This is a genomic window from Sphingomonas sp. 28-62-20, from assembly GCF_002281505.1.
This window is the reverse complement of the sequence record NZ_NCGH01000005.1, coordinates 64,667-86,229: the sequence shown is the minus strand read 5'-3', so window position 1 is coordinate 86,229 and position 21,563 is coordinate 64,667. Positions and strand designations below refer to the sequence as shown.

At 61.7% G+C, this 21,563-nt stretch carries 20 protein-coding genes; 9 read left to right on the top strand and 11 right to left on the bottom strand.

What is annotated here, in order from left to right; translation table 11 throughout:
* Positions 1–2: 2 nt before the first annotated feature.
* Together B7Y43_RS05295 and B7Y43_RS05290 are read right to left on the bottom strand one after the other, a co-directional pair.
* The gene (locus B7Y43_RS05295) at positions 3–707 is read right to left on the bottom strand and encodes a DUF1499 domain-containing protein (RefSeq protein ID WP_374130577.1); all 705 of its coding nucleotides are present in this window, start codon (positions 705–707) and stop codon (positions 3–5) included.
* Positions 708–722: 15 nt separating this feature from the next.
* Entirely contained in the window at positions 723–1,148 is a 426-nt protein-coding gene (locus tag B7Y43_RS05290) for a response regulator (protein WP_374130638.1), read from the bottom strand.
* A gap of 118 nt (positions 1,149–1,266) precedes the next feature.
* Between B7Y43_RS05290 and B7Y43_RS05285 the strand changes: the two genes are divergently transcribed.
* Both B7Y43_RS05285 and rsmD read left to right on the top strand, forming a co-directional pair.
* Positions 1,267–2,409: a pseudouridine synthase gene (locus B7Y43_RS05285; RefSeq protein WP_374130576.1), complete on the top strand. Its 1,143-nt coding sequence runs from the start codon at positions 1,267–1,269 to the stop codon at positions 2,407–2,409.
* 3 nt (positions 2,410–2,412) lie between these two features.
* Positions 2,413–2,955, top strand: a complete 543-nt coding sequence (gene rsmD / locus B7Y43_RS05280) for an RsmD family RNA methyltransferase (RefSeq protein ID WP_374130575.1) — start codon at positions 2,413–2,415, stop codon at positions 2,953–2,955.
* On the opposite strand, the gene B7Y43_RS05275 is transcribed toward rsmD, so the two are convergent.
* The 3 genes from B7Y43_RS05275 to B7Y43_RS05265 form a co-directional block, all read right to left on the bottom strand.
* A complete protein-coding gene (locus B7Y43_RS05275; protein WP_374130574.1) occupies positions 2,940–4,217 on the bottom strand; it encodes an MFS transporter in 1,278 nt (425 codons plus the stop codon). The genes rsmD and B7Y43_RS05275 overlap by 16 nt on opposite strands.
* A 45-nt stretch (positions 4,218–4,262) precedes the next feature.
* Positions 4,263–5,924, bottom strand: coding sequence for an inorganic phosphate transporter (locus tag B7Y43_RS05270; protein ID WP_374130573.1), 1,662 nt, complete (start codon positions 5,922–5,924; stop codon positions 4,263–4,265).
* A gap of 181 nt (positions 5,925–6,105) precedes the next feature.
* Entirely contained in the window at positions 6,106–6,492 is a 387-nt protein-coding gene (locus B7Y43_RS05265; RefSeq protein WP_374130572.1) for a nuclear transport factor 2 family protein, read from the bottom strand.
* Between the two features lie 96 nt (positions 6,493–6,588).
* Between B7Y43_RS05265 and B7Y43_RS05260 the strand changes: the two genes are divergently transcribed.
* Complete coding sequence (locus tag B7Y43_RS05260) at positions 6,589–8,889, top strand: ATP-dependent helicase (protein ID WP_374130571.1); 2,301 nt, start codon at positions 6,589–6,591, stop codon at positions 8,887–8,889.
* A 57-nt stretch (positions 8,890–8,946) separates the two neighbouring features.
* Here B7Y43_RS05260 and B7Y43_RS05255 read toward each other — a convergent pair whose 3' ends face one another.
* On the bottom strand, positions 8,947–9,291 hold the full coding sequence (locus B7Y43_RS05255; RefSeq protein ID WP_374130570.1) for a hypothetical protein: 345 nt from the start codon (positions 9,289–9,291) through the stop codon (positions 8,947–8,949).
* 159 nt (positions 9,292–9,450) lie between these two features.
* Between B7Y43_RS05255 and B7Y43_RS05250 the strand changes: the two genes are divergently transcribed.
* The gene (locus B7Y43_RS05250) at positions 9,451–9,855 is read left to right on the top strand and encodes a cupin domain-containing protein (protein WP_374130569.1); all 405 of its coding nucleotides are present in this window, start codon (positions 9,451–9,453) and stop codon (positions 9,853–9,855) included.
* A gap of 5 nt (positions 9,856–9,860) precedes the next feature.
* On the opposite strand, the gene B7Y43_RS05245 is transcribed toward B7Y43_RS05250, so the two are convergent.
* Positions 9,861–11,591 carry a DUF885 domain-containing protein gene (locus tag B7Y43_RS05245; protein ID WP_374130568.1) on the bottom strand — a complete coding sequence of 577 codons (1,731 nt, stop codon included), beginning with the start codon at positions 11,589–11,591 and terminating at the stop codon, positions 9,861–9,863.
* Positions 11,592–11,765: 174 nt separating this feature from the next.
* Here B7Y43_RS05245 and B7Y43_RS05240 point away from each other — a divergent pair, with 174 nt between their 5' ends.
* From B7Y43_RS05240 to B7Y43_RS05230, 3 genes are all read left to right on the top strand, one after another.
* The gene (locus B7Y43_RS05240; protein WP_374130567.1) at positions 11,766–13,049 is read left to right on the top strand and encodes an MFS transporter; all 1,284 of its coding nucleotides are present in this window, start codon (positions 11,766–11,768) and stop codon (positions 13,047–13,049) included.
* Positions 13,046–13,966, top strand: a complete 921-nt coding sequence (cysK, locus tag B7Y43_RS05235; RefSeq protein ID WP_374130566.1) for a PLP-dependent cysteine synthase family protein — start codon at positions 13,046–13,048, stop codon at positions 13,964–13,966. The genes B7Y43_RS05240 and cysK overlap by 4 nt, the downstream gene beginning before the upstream one ends.
* A 740-nt stretch (positions 13,967–14,706) precedes the next feature.
* Entirely contained in the window at positions 14,707–15,993 is a 1,287-nt protein-coding gene (locus B7Y43_RS05230) for a cell wall hydrolase (RefSeq protein WP_374130565.1), read from the top strand.
* 21 nt (positions 15,994–16,014) lie between these two features.
* Here B7Y43_RS05230 and B7Y43_RS05225 read toward each other — a convergent pair whose 3' ends face one another.
* The 4 genes from B7Y43_RS05225 to hisI are packed head-to-tail and all read right to left on the bottom strand — an operon-like array spanning position 16,015 to position 19,183.
* The gene (locus B7Y43_RS05225; protein WP_374130564.1) at positions 16,015–17,817 is read right to left on the bottom strand and encodes an acyl-CoA dehydrogenase C-terminal domain-containing protein; all 1,803 of its coding nucleotides are present in this window, start codon (positions 17,815–17,817) and stop codon (positions 16,015–16,017) included.
* Between the two features lie 29 nt (positions 17,818–17,846).
* Entirely contained in the window at positions 17,847–18,257 is a 411-nt protein-coding gene (locus B7Y43_RS05220; RefSeq protein ID WP_374130563.1) for a MerR family DNA-binding transcriptional regulator, read from the bottom strand.
* Positions 18,258–18,305: 48 nt separating this feature from the next.
* Entirely contained in the window at positions 18,306–18,824 is a 519-nt protein-coding gene (locus B7Y43_RS05215; protein ID WP_374130562.1) for a hypothetical protein, read from the bottom strand.
* Complete coding sequence (hisI, locus tag B7Y43_RS05210) at positions 18,821–19,183, bottom strand: phosphoribosyl-AMP cyclohydrolase (protein ID WP_374130561.1); 363 nt, start codon at positions 19,181–19,183, stop codon at positions 18,821–18,823. The genes B7Y43_RS05215 and hisI overlap by 4 nt, the downstream gene beginning before the upstream one ends.
* Before the next feature lie 131 nt (positions 19,184–19,314).
* Between hisI and purF the strand changes: the two genes are divergently transcribed.
* On the top strand, positions 19,315–20,775 hold the full coding sequence (gene purF, locus B7Y43_RS05205) for an amidophosphoribosyltransferase (protein WP_374130560.1): 1,461 nt from the start codon (positions 19,315–19,317) through the stop codon (positions 20,773–20,775).
* Between the two features lie 72 nt (positions 20,776–20,847).
* On the top strand, positions 20,848–21,561 hold the full coding sequence (locus tag B7Y43_RS05200) for an SDR family NAD(P)-dependent oxidoreductase (RefSeq protein WP_374130559.1): 714 nt from the start codon (positions 20,848–20,850) through the stop codon (positions 21,559–21,561).
* The last annotated feature ends 2 nt before the right edge of the window (positions 21,562–21,563 follow it).

Genomic DNA, 21,563 nt, shown 5'->3' with positions numbered 1-21,563 from the left:
GGTCAGCCGCCAATCGCCTTCAGCAATCCCTCAATCCGGTGCGCATTGGCCCCAAAATCGCCCTCGCCAACCCGCGAAACGGATCGGATATCGATGCGCGTGCCTGACTCGGTCGGCGTCAGGCGAATGACAACATCGTCCTTGAATCCCCACCAGCTGGCCGTCTCGGTCGCTTCGATCCGGCCGGCTGCCGCATCGGCAATTGCGACCGGCCAGCCGCGCGCGGTTACCGTCCGCAGCGCCTTGTCGAACACCTCGGCTGGCGGTTTGGCGACCGTCAGCGGCTTTAGCGCCGGATACCCAGCGGCCTGTTGCGCGGCCAGGGCGGGATCATACACCACGCTGTTGCTGCCCGCGCCGCGCACCGCCGGGGTGATCGCCACAAACTGCGGTGGGCTGACGGTATCGGTGGTGATGTCGTGAATGCGCGGCACGCCCCGGCCGTTGATGATGATCGCCACGAGCACGGCGAGCGCACCAATCCCTGAAATCGCACCGCCGATCGCTACCCGCCCGCCCCGGCGGCGCACCAGGGCGATCAGGCAGATAATCCCGCCAATCCCAGCCACCAGCGATCCAAGCGCAAACAGGCCAAGCCCCGCCACCCAGGGCAGCACGCCAGATTTCACCAGCGGCCCGGCCAGCAGCACCAGCACTGCCAGCGCCATCGTCACGCCCGCAATCGCGGCAGTTCTTTTCCCCGGCATTATGATTCCCCTGTATCAGATCGCTGTTTTGAACAGAGTGAAGCCAGCGGGCAAGCGCTTCGGCATTTGGCCGGCGTGAACAGCCTCAATCGCGCCGATCGCCAACAGCAAGTCGCGCTGGGTATAGGGTTTGCCCAAACAGCCATCCGCCAGCGATTTCGCCTCGACTGGGCATTCGCCGGTGGCGAACAGCACGGCAATCCCGGCCTCATGAGCAGCCCGGGCGACATCAATCCCGCTGCCGTCGCTCAGGCTGACATCGGCAAGGACCATGTCGACCGCCTGCCGCTCAATCAGGGCGACCGCATCCTCAACCCGATCTACCGTGGCGACGATTTCGAACCCTTCGTCGGTCAGGAATCGTTCATTGTCAAAAGCGATGAGCGGTTCATCCTCAACGATCATCAAGCGGAGAAATCGTCTTTTCTTGCGTTCAAACATTGCCACGCCGTCACTCCTGCCGATCGATCGACCGCCGATCCTCTATTAATAGAGCCACAACGCATATGCGCGCATTTTCTTTGCATTGAGCACGCAAATAGCCTGTATCAGCGTCCCCATGCCCCCATCCGATCCCCAGAATCCGCCTCGCGAAGGCAATCGCATCGCCAAATTGCTCGCGCGCGCTGGAATCGCTTCCCGGCGTGAGATCGAACGGATGATCACCGAAGGCCGCGTTGCCATTGACGGCAAGCCGATCGATACGCCAGCGACGATCCTGTCATCGCTGCGCGGCGTAACGGTTGACGGCAACCCGGTTCAGGCCCCCGCCCCCGCCCGGCTGTTCCTTTATCACAAGCCAAGCGGTCTGCTGGTCACCGAACGCGATCCTGCTGGTCGGCCGACCATCTATGACAAATTGCCGAGCGATCTGCCGCGGCTCGTGCCGGTCGGACGGCTCGATCTCAACACCGAAGGGCTGTTGCTGCTCACCACCGATGGGGAGCTGAAACGCCAGCTTGAGCTGCCCTCTACCGGCGTCGAACGCGCCTATCGCGCCCGCGCTTATGGCACCGTCACCCAGGCCCAGCTTGAGGACCTGATCGAGGGTGTCGAGATTGAAGGCGTGCGCTACGGATCGATCAACGCCAATCTTGAACGCCGCACGGGGGCCAATGTCTGGATTGAGATGATCCTAACGGAGGGCAAAAACCGTGAAGTACGCCGCGTGCTCGAATTTCTCGGGCTAAAGGTCTCGCGCCTGATCCGCACCCGCTATGGCCCATTCCTGCTCGGCGATCTCGCGCCCGGCGAGATTGGCGAGGTCCGCCAGCATGACGTCGTCGCTTTCCGCCGCGATCCTACCCGAACCCCGGCGCCCGACCATGCCAAGCCACCAGCATCGCGCAGCCGCGGTGATCGCACTGCCGCGCCTGCCAAGACCGATCGCCCCTATCGCGCGCCAAAGCCCGGCCCGGATGCCGCTGATCCGCGCAAGGCCCCGCGTGCCCCGGCACCAGCCGCGATCAAGCCCAAGCGATTCTATGACGCCAAAGAAAAAGGCGGTGTTACGCCGACCAAGCCCGCGCGGACGGCCGCGCGCAGCGACACCAGCGCCCGCGCGCGCCGCACCGCCACTGATCCTCGCCGTAAAGAAGGCGAACTGGTCGATCGGCCGCGCGGCCCAGCGCCCGGCGCGCGCCCCGCGAAACCGGCACGACCTGGGGCCGGCAAGCCGCGCCCATCACGGACAAGGCGCTAAACGATGCGCGTGATTGCCGGACAATGGCGCGGTCGCCCGATCGTTGCGCCCAAAGGGGAAGCCACCCGCCCCACCGCGGACCGCACCCGCGAGGCGCTGTTTTCGATGCTGATCAGCCGGATTGGCAGCTTTGAAGGGCTGGCAGTCGCTGATCTCTTCGCAGGATCGGGCGCGCTGGGGATCGAGGCCCTGTCACGCGGCGCAGCGAGCTGCCTGTTCGTCGAACAGGATCGCCCGGCGATCGACGCGCTCCGCGCCAATCTCACCAAGCTCGGCGCATCGGGCGATGTCCGCGCTATTTCGGTATTGTCGCTGGGGAGTGCGCCCGCGCCGCTCGACGTGATCATGATGGACCCGCCTTATGGATCGGGCGCAGGCGCGGTCGCGCTCGACAAGCTCGCCCGGCTCGGCTGGGTTAGCCCGGCCAGCTGGGTCAGTATTGAAACCGCCTTTAACGAACCCGTCACCGTCGCCGGGTTTCAGATCGATGCCGAACGTACGCATGGCAAGGCACGGATCACCCTGCTGCGTCAGCTGGTCGGCTGACGCCGAACCAGCATGAGCCCGCCTAGGCTCAGGCCCGCAGCGACCATCAAATACACGCCGACCAATGCCAGCCCGCCGCGTTCGGCCAGCGCCTGCGCAACAATCGGGGCAAGCGCGCCGCCAATGATTCCGCCCAGATTAAACGCCAGCGACACCCCGGTATAGCGCACCCCAGCGCCGAACAGCGACGGCAGCCAGGCGCCCAGTGGTCCATAGGCAAACCCCATCGCAAACAGCGCGAACGACAGCCATAACCAGACGATCACCAAGGAAGCTGCACCCAGCATCGGCCCCATCGTCAACCCGGCAATCACAGCGCCAGCAAAGCCCCATCGCAGCATCGTCCCCGTGCCAAAGCGATCGGCCAGCGTGCAGGACAGGATCACCCCGGCGGCGAGGAAGGGAATCGCGAGCAGTTCGACAATCAAAAAAGCCTGGCGCGAATGGCCCAAAGTCGTCGTCCCATAGCCAAGTGCAAAGGCGGTCGCGATATAGAACAACGCAAAGCACGCAATCACGCCAAAGGTGCCGGCGAGCGTGCTGCGCAAATCATGCCGCAGCAGCTGTGCAATCGGTACCTTGGGCAGCGCCCCGTGCTTTGCCGCTTCAGCAAAGGCAGGCGTCTCTGTCAGCTTCAGCCGCACCCATAGCCCAACGAATACCAAGGCTGCGCTCGCCAGAAACGGCAATCGCCAGCCCCAGGCGCGAAACTGATCGTCGCTCATCGTCAGGCCAAGGATCAGGAAAAAGCCGTTCGCGGCGATGAAACCGATCGGCGCGCCCAGCGGCGGGAACATCCCGAACCGGCCCGCCCAGCCCGGCGGTGCATTCTCCACCGCCAGCAACGATGCGCCGCCCCATTCGCCCCCCAGCCCCAACCCCTGGCCGAAACGAAGCACGCACAGGATCAGCGGCGCCGTCCAGCCAATCTGCGCATAGGTTGGCAGGAACGCGATCAGCACCGTCGATCCGCCCATCAGCAGCAATGAGGCGACCAGCGTCGATTTGCGCCCGACCCGATCGCCAAAATGGCCAAAAATCGCCGCGCCCACCGGTCGGGCGATAAAGGCCAATCCAAAGCTGGCATAAGACAGCAGCAGCTGTGCCGCCTTGTCCTCCGCCGGAAAAAACAAAGGCCCAAACACCAAGGCGGCAGCGGTCGCGTAAATATAAAAATCGTAGAACTCGATCGACGTGCCAACCAGGCTCGCCGTCAACACACGGCGCTGGGCGAAAAGTGGATTGGGGGTTCGGGCGGCCATTGCTCCGCCATAACGATCCTGGCGCGCTTGGCGAGGGCCGGCGCGTCAGGCGGCGCCCATGGCGCGAATGACGCTAAGTCCAACCCAATAAAGTCCGCCAGCGAGCGCCATCACCGCAGGCAACGTCAGTAGCCAGGCGAGCGCCATGTTCAGAATCGTCCGCATCTGCAACCCGGCCCCGCTGGCAACCGACGCCCCGGCAACGCCCGATGACAGGATGTGGGTGGTGGAAACCGGCAAGGCAAAAGCATCGGCCGCCAAAATCATCGTGGCGGCGGTCAGTTCAGCCGACGCGCCCATGCCATAAGTGAGGTGCGATTTGCCGATCTTCTCGCCAACCGTGATGACGATCCGCTTCCAACCGACCATCGTCCCCAGCCCCAGCGCAACCGCGACCGCGATCTTCACCCATAGCGGAATGAAGCGCGTGCTCGCTTCCATGCCCTTTTGAAAATCAGCGATCGTCTTGAGTTCGGGATCGGAAAATGTCGCATGGACATTCTTGCCCTTGGTCACCAGCTTGCTGGTGTCGAGCACCAGATACAGGTCATTGCGCAACCGCGATGTCGCGGCGGATGGCACATTGGCGAGTGATCCATAGCCCGATACCGTGCTGGCAATCTGGCGCGAAACCGTGTCGACCGCTGCAAAAACCACCGGATCATTGGCGGATTTCGTCTTGAGCGCGCTGGCCAGTATTTCGCGGGCGGTGCCCAGCGGCACCGTGGCTGATCCGGCATGCCCGGCAAAAACCGATGCCGCAGTGGTCGCCTGTTGAACAAAGGCCGGCGCGTTGACGTCCGGTCCGCGATTAAGCGCATAGGCGGTTGGCGCGCAGCCGATCAGGATCAGCATGATCAGGCCCATCCCCTTCTGCCCATCATTGCCGCCATGCGCGAAGGAAACGGCGGTGCAGGTGAAGATCAGCAGCGCTCTGATGCCGCGCGGCGGCGGCGCATTGCCTTCGGGCTTGGTATAAAGCTTGGGATTGCGCAGCACACGTTTCATAATCAGCAACAGCAACAACGCCGTGCCAAAGCCGATCAGCGGTGCCAGCGCCAGCCCGGTCAGCACTTCCTGCGCCTTGCCCCAATTCACCCCCGATGTTGCCCCAGCGCCTGCCGACAGGATCTGGTTGGCCAATCCAACGCCCAGAATCGATCCGATCAGCGCGTGGCTAGACGAGTTGGGCAAGCCGACAAACCACGTGGCCAAATTCCAGAGAACAGCGGCAATCAGCAGTGCGAAGATCATCGCAAATCCGGCCGCACTGCCGATATTCAAAATCAGTTCGACAGGCAGCAAGGTGACGATCGAATAGGCAACCGCCCCCGATGACAGCATCACGCCCAGGAAATTGAAAAATCCGGACCAGACCACCGCCACCGGTGCCGTCATCGAATTAGTGTAAATCACGGTTGCGACGGCATTGGCGGTATCGTGAAAGCCGTTCACGAATTCAAAGCCAAGCGCGATGATCAGCGCCACGCCCAGCAGGATGATCGTCGCCAGCGCCAGCGTCTCACCAACCTGCGCCGTTTCGCTGGCGATGCTGTATCCAGCAAAGCCAAGCCCCCCAATGATCGTCAGGATGAAGAGCAAGCGCCCGATTGGGTTTGGGGGCACATCCAGCGCAGGACGATCAAGCGAGGGCGCGCCAGATGCTGCGCCCGGCAGGGCTTCGGTGGAAAAGGAATTGCTGGCCATGAGTCTTCCGTGGCGTGCTTCTATGTCAGTCGGATGACAGTCAACGCCACCTCTGCGCGCCCTTAGCGGTGAAGCAGCCGATCGATCAACAGCCCGGGCACGAATAAGCGCATGAGTTCGGGATAATGCGGGTCGTTGCGTCAGCGACGAATTGCCGATCAGGCGTCAACGCCACCCACAATCATGACTCGCGCGCCAACACCGCCGCCATGGCCGGCATCACCGCCTGCAACGCCTTGACCGGTCGGATCATCACCCGGAAATTGGTGATCTTCCCCGCGTCGTTCCAATGAATGATGTCGACGCCGTTCACCTGAATGCCATCCAAATCGAGCGCAAATTCCAGGACGGCAGAGGTCTCGCCAATCCATTCCTCGACATAACGAAAACTCGGCGTCCCCAGCACCGCCTGGGCTGCCGACAAATATTTGATCGTGATCGCCTTGCCCAGTTGCGGGGTGTGGACGGCGGGGGATTGAAAGACGCAGTCATCGGCGATCAAATCATGCAGGCCGTGCGGATCGCGTGCCTCCATCAGCCGATGCCAGTGATCAATTGCCGCCGCCATGCTGCCCTCCCCGAATTCTCCGCATCACGCTATCAGCTTCGCCGTGCAGCACAAGCGCGCTTGCCCGATGCGTCGCCGTTCCCTACCTGTTCACCGATGAGTCTCCCCGCTGAAACCCCACAGGACCCGCCCTATATCCGCGGGCTCAATCCCCCGCAGCGCGAGGCGGTGCTGACGACTGAAGGGCCCGTGCTGGTGCTGGCGGGCGCGGGCACCGGCAAAACGGCGGCGCTCACCGCCCGGCTTGCGCACCTGCTCTGTACGCGCAAAGCCTATCCCAGCGAAATTTTGTCGGTGACCTTCACCAACAAGGCCGCGCGCGAGATGCGGCACCGCGTGCGCGGGATCGTGGGCGATGTGGTGGAGGGGATGCCGTGGCTGGGCACCTTCCACGCGATCGGCGCAAAGATGCTCCGGCGCCATGCCGAGCTGGTCGGGCTGCAATCAAACTTCACCATTCTTGATACCGATGATCAGCTGCGGCTGCTGAAGCAGCTGATCATCGCCGCCGATCTCGATGAGAAACGCTGGCCCGCCCGGCAACTGGGCGGGATGATCGATGGCTGGAAAAATAAAGGGCTGACCCCCGCCGATATCGATGCGGGCGAGAGTGAAGCCTATGCCAATGGTCGCGGTCAGGAGATGTACGCTGCCTATCAGGCGCGGCTGATCGCGCTCAATGCCTGCGATTTCGGCGACCTGCTGCTCCACATGCTGACCATTTTGAAGCGCGACCGAGAGATCCTCAGCCAGTATCAGCAGCGCTTCCGCTACATCATGGTCGACGAATATCAGGACACCAACAGCGTCCAATATCTCTGGCTCCGCCTGCTTGCGCAGGAGCGCAAGAACATCTGCTGCGTGGGCGACGATGACCAGTCAATCTATTCCTGGCGTGGCGCACAGGTGGAAAACATCCTGAAGTTCGAGAAGGATTTTCCAGGCGCTAAGGTCATCAAGCTCGAACAAAATTACCGGAGCACGCCGCACATCCTCGCCGCCGCATCGGGCGTGATCGCGAATAATTCCGGCCGTTTGGGTAAGACATTGTGGACCGACGAGTCGGAGGGCGAAAAGGTCAAGGTGCTCGGCATCTGGGATGGCCCAGAAGAAGCGCGCCGCGTCGGCGAGGAAATCGAATCAGCGCAGCGCGGCGGCAGATCGCTCGATGAAGTCGCGATACTCGTCCGCGCGCAGCACCAAACCCGCGAGTTCGAAGACCGCTTCATTGCGATCGGCATGCCCTACCGGATCGTCGGCGGCTTCCGCTTTTACGAGCGCGCCGAAATCCGCGATGCGCTGGCCTATCTGCGCGTGGTCAGCCAGCCCGCCGACGATCTCGCCTTCGAACGGATCGTCAACGTGCCCAAGCGTGGCCTTGGTGACAAGGCGGTCCAGAAAGTGCACCTCCTCGCGCGCGCGCAAGGCGTGCCGCTCACTACCGCCGCCGCCCGCATCCTCGATACCGACGAACTAACCCCACAGGCCCGCAAGTCGCTGGGGAATTTCGTGATCGACATGGCCCGCTGGCGCCAGATGGCCAGCGACTTGCCGCATCCCGAGCTCGCCCGCCAGATCCTCGACGAAAGCGGCTATACCGCCGTGCTCCAGGCGGAGAAATCGACCGAAGCGTCGGGCCGGCTTGAAAACCTTTCCGAACTCGTCCGGGCGATGGAGGAGTATGAGACGCTTGGCGCGTTCCTGGAGCATGTCAGCCTCGTCATGGACAATGAGGCGCAGGCTGAGGACGCCAAGGTCACCATCATGACGATCCATGCCGCCAAGGGGCTGGAATATGACACCGTTTTTCTGGTCGGCTGGGAAGAAGGGCTGTTCCCCTCCCAACGCGCGATCGATGAAGGTGGGCTCGCCAGCCTGGAGGAGGAACGCCGCCTGGCCTATGTCGCGATCACCCGCGCCAGGCGGCGCGCGATCATCCTCCACGCCGCCAATCGCCGCATCTACGGCCAATGGACATCAAGCATCCCCAGCCGCTTTGTCGGCGAATTGCCGCCCGCGCATATCGACACCGAGAGCAGCATGTCGGGCGGCGAAAGCCTGTGGCGGGCCAATTGGTCCGAACGGGCTGATCCCTTCGCGGACGTCGCGCGTGGCACTGGCCGCGGGCCCGGCTGGCAGCGCGCGGCGGGCGTCAACCCCGGCGGCGGCTTCACCAGCCGCACCTTTGTTCGCGAACCGTCAAGGGTTGTCGAGGCGCGCGCGAGCGCAGTCAGCATCGGCAACAAGGGCCGCGATGACGTGTCGCTCGGCCTACGGGTCTTCCATCAGAAATTCGGCTATGGTGTTATCGCAGAGATTGAAGGCAATAAGCTCGAGATCGATTTCGAGACCGCCGGGCGCAAGCGCGTAATGGATAGCTTCGTCACGGTCGGCTGAACCGCACCGTTGCTTCAACCACGATCGTCGCTCTCGCGCAGACCCTGAATCGATCCCTCAGGCGCGATCGACCATCATCAGCGTCACACCGGCATAGCGTGGCTCGACAGGATCAAACAGCTCGATCGGCACAAACGAGCGGTCAGTTAGCTTGATATCACCAAGGCCGCTCAGCCGATAAGTGCCCAGTTTCAGCTCGCGGGGCGGCTTGCCATCGCGCTCAACGGCGACTGCATCGATGTGAAGCTCGTCGTGCTTGGTGTACATGATGTGCGGTGCCAGCGTCACCAAGCCGCGATTATAGACGGCAGTCAGGCAAAGACGGCGGACGATCGCTTCAAGGATTGTCGGGACCGGGCCGGTCGGGGCGTTGTCATCGCCTTGGGATTCGGGCTGCTTCATGGGGCCTTCCTAGCACAAAATGGTGCAGTGCAACAGATGGTGATGCAGGCGCATCAAACAAGTTTTGCGGATGGGCCAATTTTCGGCCAATCGAGGCATCCTAGGCAACGGTTTTGCCGCGCTGATCGATGCCCATGAACAGAACCGGATTGCACCGCCATGACCCACCCGTTGATTGCTAAGCTCAACCTTGCTCCGCATCCCGAAGGGGGCTGGTACCGCGAGACCTTTCGCCAGCCAGCACCCGGCGGTGGTCGCGGGCTAGCGACGGCGATCCTGTTCCTCCTTGAACAGGGGCAGCGCTCGCACTGGCACCGGGTTGATGCAACCGAGCTGTGGCTTTGGCACGCTGGCGACCCGCTGCTGCTGAAGATCGACACGGCAACGCATGTCCTGGGCGGCGCGGCGCTGGACGGGCAGCTGCCGCAAGCGATCGTTCCCGCCAATGCGTGGCAAGCTGCTGAAACGGTGGATGGCTGGGCGCTGGTGAGCTGCGTGGTGACGCCGGCATTCGACTTTGCCGGGTTCGAACTTGCCGAACCCGGCTGGTCACCCTTGGCTTAGCGTCTCTAAAATACTGCCTTCGCCGACGCTTCCTTCATCATTGCCTGGCGCACCAGCGGCACCGGTGGGCCGCCATAGCTGAGGAACGCATCATGAAAGCCCTTCCACGCCTTGGTTCCACCCCGGCTGGCCGTCCAATCCGCGCGTAATTTGCGGATCATCAACTTGCCGAGCGTATAGTTGAGATAGGCCGGGTCATAAGTGCCACGCGCCGATTGTTGGCGCGCCGTGCCCTCATCCTGATGGCATTCAGTGACGAATAATTGCCGCGACTGCTCCTGCGTCATCGTGCCGGAATGCAGCCGGATCGCAGACAGGAAACGGCAATCGCGCAACAGCGCGTTACCAAGCTGGCCGATATGCGTTTCGGGATCGCCCTTGTTCAGCCCGGCTTCCCACATCATTTCCTCAGCATAATGCGCCCAGCCCTCGGCAAAGGCATAGCCGACGAACAATTGCCCGAACAAAGAGGGTGATCGGTTGGCGTGGAGGAACTGGACGAAATGGCCCGGCATCACTTCATGCACTGACGTGAAAAGCAGATCCTGCTTGCCGGGGACAAACCCGTCCTGCACCTCCTTGCTCCAGCTCGGATCAGGCGGCGAGATGTAATAGACTGACGGAATGCCCTTATCGAACGGCCCAGGCGGATCGATATAGGCGGAGTTTTGCCGATTATAGGGCGGGCTTTCCTCGACCAAAGCCGCTTCGGTGCCGGGAATCGACACCAGATCATGGTCGATCACGAACGCCCGCAGCATCGGGATTTGCCGCCGTGCCTCAGCCACCGGGCCGCCATCAGGCTTGTTGGCGTTCATCTTGGCCGTACACGCCTCAATCGTTGCCCCAGGCGCAAATTTGGCGCAGGCCTCGGTCAACGCCGCCTGATTGCGCTTAAGATCGGCCACGCCAATCTTTTCCAGCACGGCGAGCGGGGCATCGACACCCTCGGTCGCGGCAAGCATGCGGGAAAACCGCTCTGCCCCCAGCGCGAAATCCTGCGTTGCGGTGCTGCGCTGGCTCTCCAGCCATGTGCCAATCTCGCGCATGGACTTGGCAGCCGATAGTGCCGCGACGTCGAACTGCTGCTGCAGCGCAGGGTCCTTGACCTCGGCAAACGCCTTTTTGGCATCGCCGGCATAGAAATCGGCAAAGCCGTTGAAACCGGCCACGCCATAATTGACGAAGCTCAGCGGCATCGGGGTCTTCAGATTGGCGCGGATATTGGGCGCCTGCGCCGTCACGCTGTTGAAGAACTTGATCATCGCCTTCATCCGCGTCGGCGCATCGGCATAGGGCCGGGCGATATAGACATTGGGATCAAGCCCGCCGCCAACATAATAGGTTGGGTTGTGGTGCGGCTGATCGGCGTCCTCCAGCCAGAACAACTTGCCCTGCGCCACCTTGACCAGATAATCGCGCTCGAACCGATCCGCGTCGGAAAGTTTGGTGGCATCAAATTTGGCGGCAGCGGCGATCGTCTCTTTCAGGAAATCGCCTTGTTTCTTTAGGCCCGCAGCGCTCCAATCCGGCAATTGGCCGTCAAATTCATGCTTGCCCTGGTAAACGGCATTGGCCGGGTCCAGTTCGAACCAGCGATTGACGAAATTGTCGCGGAACTTCGTCCAGTCGCCAGCCTGTGCCATTGCCGCCATCGATCCAGCGGGCACGGTCGCCACCGGCCCGCACCCCGCCAGCGCCAACAAACTAGCTGCCCATAATATGCCGATACGCATCCACTGCTCCCATGTGAGTCGATGGACACGAAGCTGGCAGGTTGCGCCCATTCCCGCCAGCCCCAAGACCGGTCGGCGATGGGCTGGCGCCATTGAACCGGTCAAGAAAAGCTTGGCGGCGCGAAGCAAACGCTGATTGCCCCGCTGGCCAGTTGCGATCTAAAGCCACTGCAGATGACCACGCCGACCCACCCCTTTCAAATCGACAATTTCGTCTATTACTGGGCGGCCCGTTTCACCATGACGATCGCCCAGAATGCGATGATCATCGTGATCGGCTGGCAGACTTACACAATTGCGCGCGAAAGCATGGGCCCAAGCGGCGCGGCGGCGCAGCTTGGGCTGATCGGTTTACTCCAATTCCTGCCATTGTTCTTTTCCACTCCGATCACCGGCTGGGTCGCGGACCGGTTCGATCGCCGCTGGATCACCCGGGCGACGGTGACGCTGCAGATCCTGTGCGCGCTGGCGCTCGCTCTTGTGACCTATGCCGGAACAATGACCCTACCCGTTTTGTTTTCTGTCGCCGTCGCATTGGGCTTCTGCCGTGCCTTTGCAGGCCCTGCCTTTGGCGCGCTCGCGCCCAATCTGGTGCCGCGGGAAATCCTGCCAACCGCCATCGCGCTCAGTTCGATCTCGTGGCAGGTTGGCACGATCATCGGGCCAGCGCTTGGCGGGATGGCTTATGCCTGGGCTCCCTATGCGGCCTATGCCTTGGCGACGGCGCTGTTCACTGCGGCGCTGGTTTGCCTGATGCTGATCGGCCCGGTGCCGCGCACCACGATTCCTGGCAAGGCCCATCCGCTGCGGCAAATCGCCGATGGGCTGGCCTATGTTGGCCAGAACAAGCTGGTCCTGGGAACAATCACCCTCGATCTGTTCGCCGTTTTTCTGGCCGGCACCACGGCGCTGCTGCCAATCTATGCCCATGATATCTTGAAAGTCGGCCCGTTCGGCCTGAGCCTGTTGGCGTCGGCGCCGGCTGTGGGCGCATCGGTAACCGCGATCTTTTTCTCATTCCGCCCGATCAAGCACAATGTCGGCCCCAAAATGCTCTGGTCAGTGATGGTGTATGGCAGCGCGACGATCATCTTCGGGCTGTCTCAGGTGATGGCGCTCAGCCTGGCTGCGCTCGCCGTAGCGGGAGCTGCCGACATGTTCTCCGTCTATATCCGCCAATCGCTGATCCAGCTATATACGCCCGACGACAAGCGCGGTCGGGTGGGTGCGGTATCGCAGCTGACCATTTCCGCATCGAATGAACTGGGCGAAGCGGAATCCGGTTTCCTTGCTGCAGCACTCGGCCCGGTCGGCGCGGTCTTGATCGGCGGCGGCGGGGCGATTGTGGTGACGATCCTATGGACCTATTTGTTCCCCAGCATAAGACGCGCAAAAAGCTTTGATCCTGCCGCGAATACCCCCGAAGATTTGCCCAAAGAGATGGAGGCCATCGCATGAAAGCCAACTCGATCCTGGAAACGATCGGCAACACGCCGCATATCCGCGCCAGCAAATTATTCCCGGATACAGAGGTTTGGATCAAGTCCGAACGCTCCAATCCCGGTGGGTCGATCAAGGACCGGATTGCGCTGGCAATGGTCGAAGCTGCCGAGGCATCGGGCGCGCTCAAACCCGGCGGCACCATCATTGAGCCGACCAGCGGCAATACCGGCGTCGGTCTGGCGATGGTTGCGGCCGTCAAGGGCTATACGCTAATCCTGGTCATGCCTGAGAGCATGTCGATCGAGCGTCGCAGGCTGATGCTCGCTTATGGCGCGACGTTCGATCTCACCCCGCGTGAAAAGGGAATGCGCGGCGCAATTGAGCGCGCCATGGCCCTGGTTGACTCCATGCCAGGTGCCTGGATGCCGCAACAATTCGAAAATCCTGCCAATATCGATGTCCATACCCGCACCACGGCGCTTGAAATCCTGGCCGATTTCGCTGCGACTCCGATTGACGTGATCATCACCGGGGTCGGCACGGGTGGCCACATCACCGGGATTGCCGAAACGCTGAAGCAGCATTGGCCCGCGTTAAAAGTCTATGCCGTCGAACCAGCCGCATCACCCGTCATTTCCGGCGGCGCTCCAGGGCCGCATCCGATTCAGGGGATTGGCGCTGGTTTCATCCCCACCAATCTCCATACCGCATCGATCGATGGCACCATCAAGGTTGAAGCAGGGGCCGCCAAGGAGATGGCGCGCCGCGCCGCCGCGGAAGAAGGGATGTTGATCGGCATCAGCTCCGGCGCAACGCTCGCGGCGATCGCCCAAAAGCTTCCCGATCTGCCCGATACCGTCCGCGTCCTCGGCTTTAATTATGACACGGGCGAGCGCTATTTATCCGTCCCGGATTTTCTGCCCGAAGGCTAAACTGAACGTCGCATTTACCGAAAAACCCCAGTATCATGGCCGAGTCGTGGGGGCACGTTCAGGGGAATGGGAATGCGAAAGGCAATGATTTGCGTTAGCGTGATGCTAGCGATTCTGCAGCTTTGGCCGATGATTTTTGGTAATTCAGTGACGCCCGCGCAAGTGGCAGCGACGGCCGCACCAAGTGCCTTGGCGGCATCGATCGTCCCCGCCAAACGGGCGGCAGTACCCGCAAATGCCACCGTGGGAACGATCAAATTGGCAAGCCAAACGGTTAGTCAGACTGGACATATTAGCTGTTACCGTCATTATGAAATTGCCTTTGCTGCCTGCGCACCCAAAGATCGCGCCTGCCGCATGAAATCCGCAGACCAGTGGGATTTGTGCGAAGCAACGGGCTTTTGGGGCAACTAACTGGCCATCATGCTGGCCGGTCCGGGATAGGAGTCGGCGGCCGGAAGATGGGGCTGATCGAGTCGTTACGCCGCGATTTCGCTCTTTTGCCTCTCATGACGGATATGTTTCATCTTGAGACTCGGGCGTGGCGCGCATCAGGCGGCCCGCCCCCTCTCTTCGCCAGTCCTGCTGCACCGCTTCGCGGATTGATCATTCTACGCTAAGGGCCGGAACGAAATGTCGTTCGGGCCCTTTTGATGCTGATGTCACCTGCCTTTTCTCCCGCCCCAGCAGATAGTCGGGGTTCGCTAAACCAGCGCCTGTTCGGTCGTCCCGGACGGGTAATGGGCATCACGCTGGCGGTGATTGCGACATTGGCAATTGCGGTGCCGACCGCGATCATTTCATCGATCGCGCCCCCAAAGCACGCCCGCGTTTTGACGCCGGCGGTGCTCCCGGTCATCCCAAAGGCGGTGATGCCCCCGGTCGAACCCGTCAGTTTGGCGGCGATCACGCCCGATGATGCCCGCGCCATCAATGCAACGGTCCCGTTTACGGCAGCGCCGGTGCCCGCCGCCAAGCCATTTCGACTGACCGACGCGCCGCTCGGATCGCTTCGCGCGATCGATTGCTTGGCGACGGCGGTTCTGTATGAGGCTGGCGATGACCCGATCGGGCAGCGCGCTGTTGCCCAGGTTGTGCTCAATCGCGTGCGCCACCCTGCCTTTCCAAAGACGATTTGCGGCGTGGTCTTTCAGGGATCGGAACGGCGGACCGGCTGCCAATTTACTTTTGCGTGCGACGGCGCCTTAATCCGGCATAGCTGGAATGATGCCGCCTGGGACCGCGCCCGCGCTGTGGCGAGAGAGGCATTAAGCGGCAAGGTATTTGCCAAGGTCGGCTATGCCACCCATTATCACACCGATTGGGTTGTGCCCTATTGGAGCGCCAGTCTGGATAAGGTGAGCGCTGTCGGTACGCACCTGTTCTTCCGGTGGACGGGTTGGTGGGGCACGCCACCCGCATTTAATCGCCAGATTGCCAGCGAAGAACCGGCTATCGGCCAGCTTGCGCGCTTTTCACCCGTGCATTCAATCGGCCTTTATCCGTTTGCTAGTCAATTGGCGGCGACACGGGCAGAGCGCTTGGCCGCGCTCTTGGCTGCTGCCTATGCCGGGCCCGGCCCCATCGCGGGTGACGACAATGCCTTTCTAGTGACGATCGACCGAGACGCCGATCCGGAAGGCCTTCCCCGCCTTGCCGAAGCCGGCTGCGGTGACCGCCCCTATTGCAAATACATGGTCTGGGCAGAGCGCTACGCATTACCAACCGCATTGCCGCTTGATCCATCGCAAGTAGCGACGATGGCGTTCAGCTATTTGCGCGACCGGTCACGTGGCTTTGAAAAGGCGCTGTGGAATTGCGATCAATTCCCCCGCGCCGATCGCAAGCAATGCATGAAGGTTCAGACATTTGTTCCCGGTGCTCAACTGGCTGACCGGGAAAGCAAAGGGCCCGTAACGCCTAGCCCGGTTGGTGAAAAAATAACCCGCGCTTCTGCGGCAAACCCTTTGCCTGAGGCCAGCGCAATCCCGCCCCAGAAACCTGTGCCAACACCGCCGACGCCCTAACGCCGGCGGTGTCGCTGCCTATCAGGCCGCTTCGAACATTTCAGGCGACAATGCCATAATCGCTTCTGCCCCGCCCTCGATCTTGCGGCGTAGCGCGCCAGCGTCCGGCAAAATACGTTCGGCAAAATATCGCGCGGTCACCAGCTTGGCTTCAAGGAACGCCTTGTCGCCCTTGCCATCGGCCAGCGCCTTGGTCGCGGCTGTCGCCATGCGCAGCCACATCAGGCCGAGCGCGACGATCCCCATCAAATGCATATAGCTATGCGCGCCAGCACCGACATTATTTGGGTTGGCGATGCCATTTTGGACGAACCACAGAGTTGATGCCTGGAGATCGTTGGTCGCGCGCTCAAGCCGGGTCGCGAAGTCAGCCAACGAGGCATCCTGCTTTGCCACCGCGATTTCTTCGCCAAGCATCTTGAACAGCGTCTGCACCGCGCGGCCGCCATTGGTGGCAAGCTTGCGGCCGACCAGATCCATCGCCTGCACGCCATTGGTGCCTTCATAGATCATCGCGATCCGGGCATCGCGGACATATTGCTCCATGCCCCATTCGGCAATGTAGCCATGCCCGCCATAAACCTGCTGGGCATTGGTCGCGATCTCATAGCCCTTGTCGGTGCCATAGCCCTTGATGACCGGGGTCAGCAGCCCGATCAGATCATCCGCAAGCTGGCGCTCCTCCTCGGTCTGCGCGAAATGAGTGAGGTCGACTTGCAGCGCGCCCCACAGGCACAAAGCGCGCAGGCCTTCGGTCAGCGCCTTCGCATCCATCAACATCCGGCGGACATCGGGGTGAACGAACAGCGTGTCGGCCTTTTCGGTCGGCTCAGCGGCCCCCGTCAGCGCACGGCCCTGTCGGCGGTCATGCGCATATTGCACGGCATTCTGGTACGCGGTCTCGGCGACGCCCAGTCCCTGCATACCAACGCCTAACCGCGCCGCGTTCATCATGATGAACATGGCCGCCAGCCCCTTCATCTCGTCGCCGACCAGCCAGCCCGCTGCACCGTCATAGTTCATCACACAAGTCGAATTGGCGTGAATGCCCATCTTGTGCTCGATCGACCCGCACGAAACGGCGTTGCGCGCACCAAGCGTTCCATCGTCGTTGACGAGGAACTTGGGCACAACGAACAGTGAAATGCCCTTCGAACTCTCCGGCGCGCCGGGCGTCTTTGCCAGCACCAGGTGGATGATGTTCTCGGTCAGGTCATGCTCGCCCGACGAGATGAAGATCTTGGTACCGGTTATTAACCAGCTGCCATCCGCCGCTGGTTCAGCGCGCGTGCGGATCAGGCCGAGATCGGTGCCACATTGCGGCTCGGTCAGGTTCATCGTCCCGCCCCATTCGCCCGACACCATTTTGGGGACGTATTTCGCCTTCTGCTCGGGGCTGCCCTTGACGAGCAGTGAAGCAATCGCGCCGTGGGTGAGGCCGGGATACATGGCAAAGGCCATGTTGGCCGACATCATATACTCCTCAAACGCCGACGAAACGACGTGCGGCATTGCCTGGCCGCCAAATTCCTCTGGCGCGCCGAGCGTCGACCAGCCCGATTCGACAAAAGCAGCATAAGCCTCTTTGAACCCCTTTGGCGTCGTCACACTGCCATCGGGATGGCGGGTGCAGCCCTCTTGATCGCCCGATTGGTTGATCGGGAACAGCACCTCGGCAACGAACTTGCCGCCTTCCTCCAGCACCGCATCGACCACATCAGGGGTAGCGTTCTGAAAGCCCGGCAGATTGGCGTAGCGATCGAGTCCGACAACATGCTCCAGAATGAAGCGCGTATCGCGCACCGGCGGGGTGTATTTCGGCATGGTCAGTCCTTCTGGTTACGCGGCCCGATTTAAGCGAGCCCGGGTTCGATCACGGCAATGAAGTGCGTCAATTCTTCGATCGCGGCATCAATATCGTTTTTCTGGGCGGACAGCAGGGCAATCCGGTCGCGGCAACGCGCAATTGTGACCTCACGCTGCGCGCGTCGGCCATCGCCAATATCGTAAAGATCGATCATCTCGCGAATCTCGGCCAGGCTGAACCCCACCCGCTTGCCGCGCAGAATCCAGGCAAGCCGGGCGCGATCGCGCGGCGAATAGATCCGCACGGTGCCGCGGCGTTCGGGGGCGATCAGCCCTTCATCCTCATAGAAACGGAGCGCGCGCGCGGTAACGCCAAATTCAGCCGACAAATCCGAAATCGAAAAGCGATGCCGATCGGGCAACGGTTCGATTGGGGCATAGGCGGGTAAGTTCGTCATGCGCGGAAATTACTTCCCGTTTACGTGAACGTCAATCACCTGCGGCGCTCAACCGCCCGGCGTGCAGAGCAATTTGCCCTTCGGGTTACGCAGCGTCGATGCCTCGGACACCGATTCGCTCAACCGCCGGACGTCAAGCGCGGCAAAAGAGGCGCGGCGAGCGCATAATTTCTCGCAAGCCTGTGGCAGACGGCCTGGAAAGACGATTCGATCCCCTTCGAATCGGGCATCGAAATCGCAGCCCGCCGCGCCGGCAAAATTGATGTGCAATGCCTCGCCCACCCGCGTTACCGTTCCCGAACCGCTGCAGCTCTGCTGATCGCCATAATCGACAAAAGCGCCGATCCGGTAGTTAAGCTGATCAGGCACAACACAAATTCGGTCGGTATCACGGGCATAAAGCCCGGTAATATCGGTATTGGCCGGATCAGCGATGACACCGGCCGCTATCGCAGCGCTTTCCAGATCGGGCGCGGCACTTGGCCGGGGCTGGGGCGATGGCGGCTTTGACTCGCCCGAACACCCCGCAAGGCCCAGCGCCAGCAGAACGGCCAGCGCAGCCCTCATCGGATCGGCACCAGGCTATCGCCCTCAACCCGGCGATAAAAGCAGTTTGGCGCACCGGTATGGCAAGCAGGGCCGGTAGGATCTACGATCAACCAGACAGCATCCTGATCGCAATCGATTCGAATCTCACGAACTTTCAATATATTACCGCTGGTTTCGCCCTTTTTCCACAAGCTTTGGCGGCTGCGCGACCAGAACACCGCCTCTCCACTCGTACGGGTGGCGGCGAGCGCTTCGGCCGTCATATGCGCGACCATCAGCAAATCGCCAGACGACCGATCAGTCACCACCGCGGTGATGAGGCCTGCAGAATCATATTTTGGGTCCAGCACCAGGCCGGTTTCTCGCGAGTCGGTCATGGGGGTTCTTTAGCGCATCGGCGGCGCTCCCCCATATTTATCGACGAACCGTCGCGATCAATGATGACAAATGCGCGACAAACCCAATTCGCATCCCTATATGGCGGGCTCGGCGCAACCAATGGGCTAGCATGCTGACCACAAATCCATTCGAAGATGACAAGCTGCGTGAGGAATGCGGCATCTTTGGCGTCTCCGGCACCGATGGCGAAGCGGCGGCTTTGGTCGCGCTTGGTCTCCATGCTTTGCAGCATCGCGGGCAGGAAGCGGCCGGCGTCACCAGCTTTGACGGGCGTGAATTCCACACCCATCGCGCGATGGGACATGTCGCGGGCAACTTCGATCGCGACGACGTGATTCGCGCGCTCGTCGGTACGGTGGCGTGCGGGCATGTCCGTTATTCGACGACCGGCGAGACGGCATTGCGCAACATCCAGCCGCTCTATGCCGATCTGGCGAGTGGTGGCTTCGCCATTTCGCATAACGGCAATATTTCCAATGCGATGCGGCTGCGGCGCGAGCTGGTCCGGCGCGGATCGATCTTCCAATCGACCTCGGATACCGAGGTGATCATCCATCTTGTCGCGACCTCCAATTATCGCACCCTGCTCGACAAATTCATTGATGCGCTGAAGCAGGTCGAAGGGGCCTATTCGCTCATCGTCATGACGCCGGAGGGGATGATTGCCTGTCGCGATCCGCTCGGCTTCAGGCCACTGGTGATGGGTCGATTGGGCGAAGCGGTGATCTTTGCGTCCGAAACCGTCGCGCTCGATGTGGTGGGCGCGACCTTTGAACGCGCGATCGATCCCGGCGAACTGGTCATCGTCCAGGGTACCGAAGTGCGCTCGATTCGGCCGTTCCCGCCGGTCGCGGCGCGACCGTGCATCTTTGAATATGTCTATTTCTCACGCCCCGATTCGATTGCGGACGATCGCTCGGTTTATTCGGTGCGCAAGGCGATTGGCGCGCAACTGGCAATTGAAAGCCCGGTCGAGGCTGATCTGGTCATCCCGGTGCCCGATTCGGGCACGCCGGCGGCGATCGGGTACGCTCAGCAATCGGGCATCCCGTTCGAACTCGGCATCATCCGGTCGCATTATGTCGGCCGCACCTTCATTCAGCCTGGCGACAAGGTCCGCCACCTTGGCGTCAAGCTGAAGCATAACGCCAATCGCGCGCTGATTCGCGGCAAGAAAATCGTCCTCATCGACGATTCGATCGTGCGCGGCACCACCAGCCTGAAGATTGTGCAAATGATGCGCGAAGCCGGTGCCGCCGAGGTGCATATGCGCATCGCCAGTCCGCCAACCCGGCATAGCTGCTTTTACGGCGTCGATACGCCCGAACGAGCAAAACTGCTGGCGGCCCAACTCGATGTTGGCGGGATGACTGATTTCATTCATGCCGACAGCCTGGCCTTTGTCTCGATCGACGGGCTCTACAAGGCGCTTGGCCAGCCCAAGCGATCCGACACGCGCCCCAGCCATTGTGACGCCTGTTTCACTGGCGACTATCCGACGACATTGACCGACCAGGACGAATGCGAGACGGTCGATCAGTTCGCGATGCTTGCCGAACGGGTGATCTAGCCCCCTTCTCTGCCCCCTCGTCTATCAGCACCCCGCCCCGCCACATGACTTGGGGGCGACTGGAGTATCGCCGTGACCGACAAGCCCCTCGCTTCGCAAATTGCCCTGGTGACAGGCGCAAGCCGCGGCATTGGTGCAGCAACCGCCAAGGCGCTTGCGGCAGCCGGCGCGCATGTCGTGCTCACCGCGCGCACCACCGGTGGGCTCGAAGAGGTTGAGGAGGCCATTTATGCCAGCGGCGGCACGGCGACGATCGCGCCGCTAAATCTGACCGAGAATGACAGCATCGCCCGGCTTGCGACGGCCTTGGCAGGCCGATGGGAAAAGCTCGATATTTTGGTCCTCAGTGCGGCGGCCTTGGGCACGCTCAGCCCGGTGCCTGAAATTGATCCCAAGGAGCTGGCGCAGATATTGACGCTCAATGTCAGCGCACAGGTCGCCTTGCTCACCGCGTTCAACCCGATGCTGCGCAAATCAGCGCACGGCCGGGTGATCGGGCTGACCAGCTCGGTTGCCCGCGATCACCGGGCTTATTGGGGCGAATATGCTGCCTCCAAGGCAGCATTTGAGGCTATTGTCACCAGCTATGGCCAGGAAATGGTCAATATCAGCCCAATCCGCACCGCTCTGATCGATCCCGGCGCGACCCGCACGACCATGCGCGCGCGTGCCTATCCGGGCGAAAATCCGGCATCGGTCAAGGATCCAGCCGTGGTTGCCGCGCGGATCACCGCGTTGCTTGCAGAGGATTTCGAAACCGGGCATTTTGAACGAATTGAGGGCTAGCC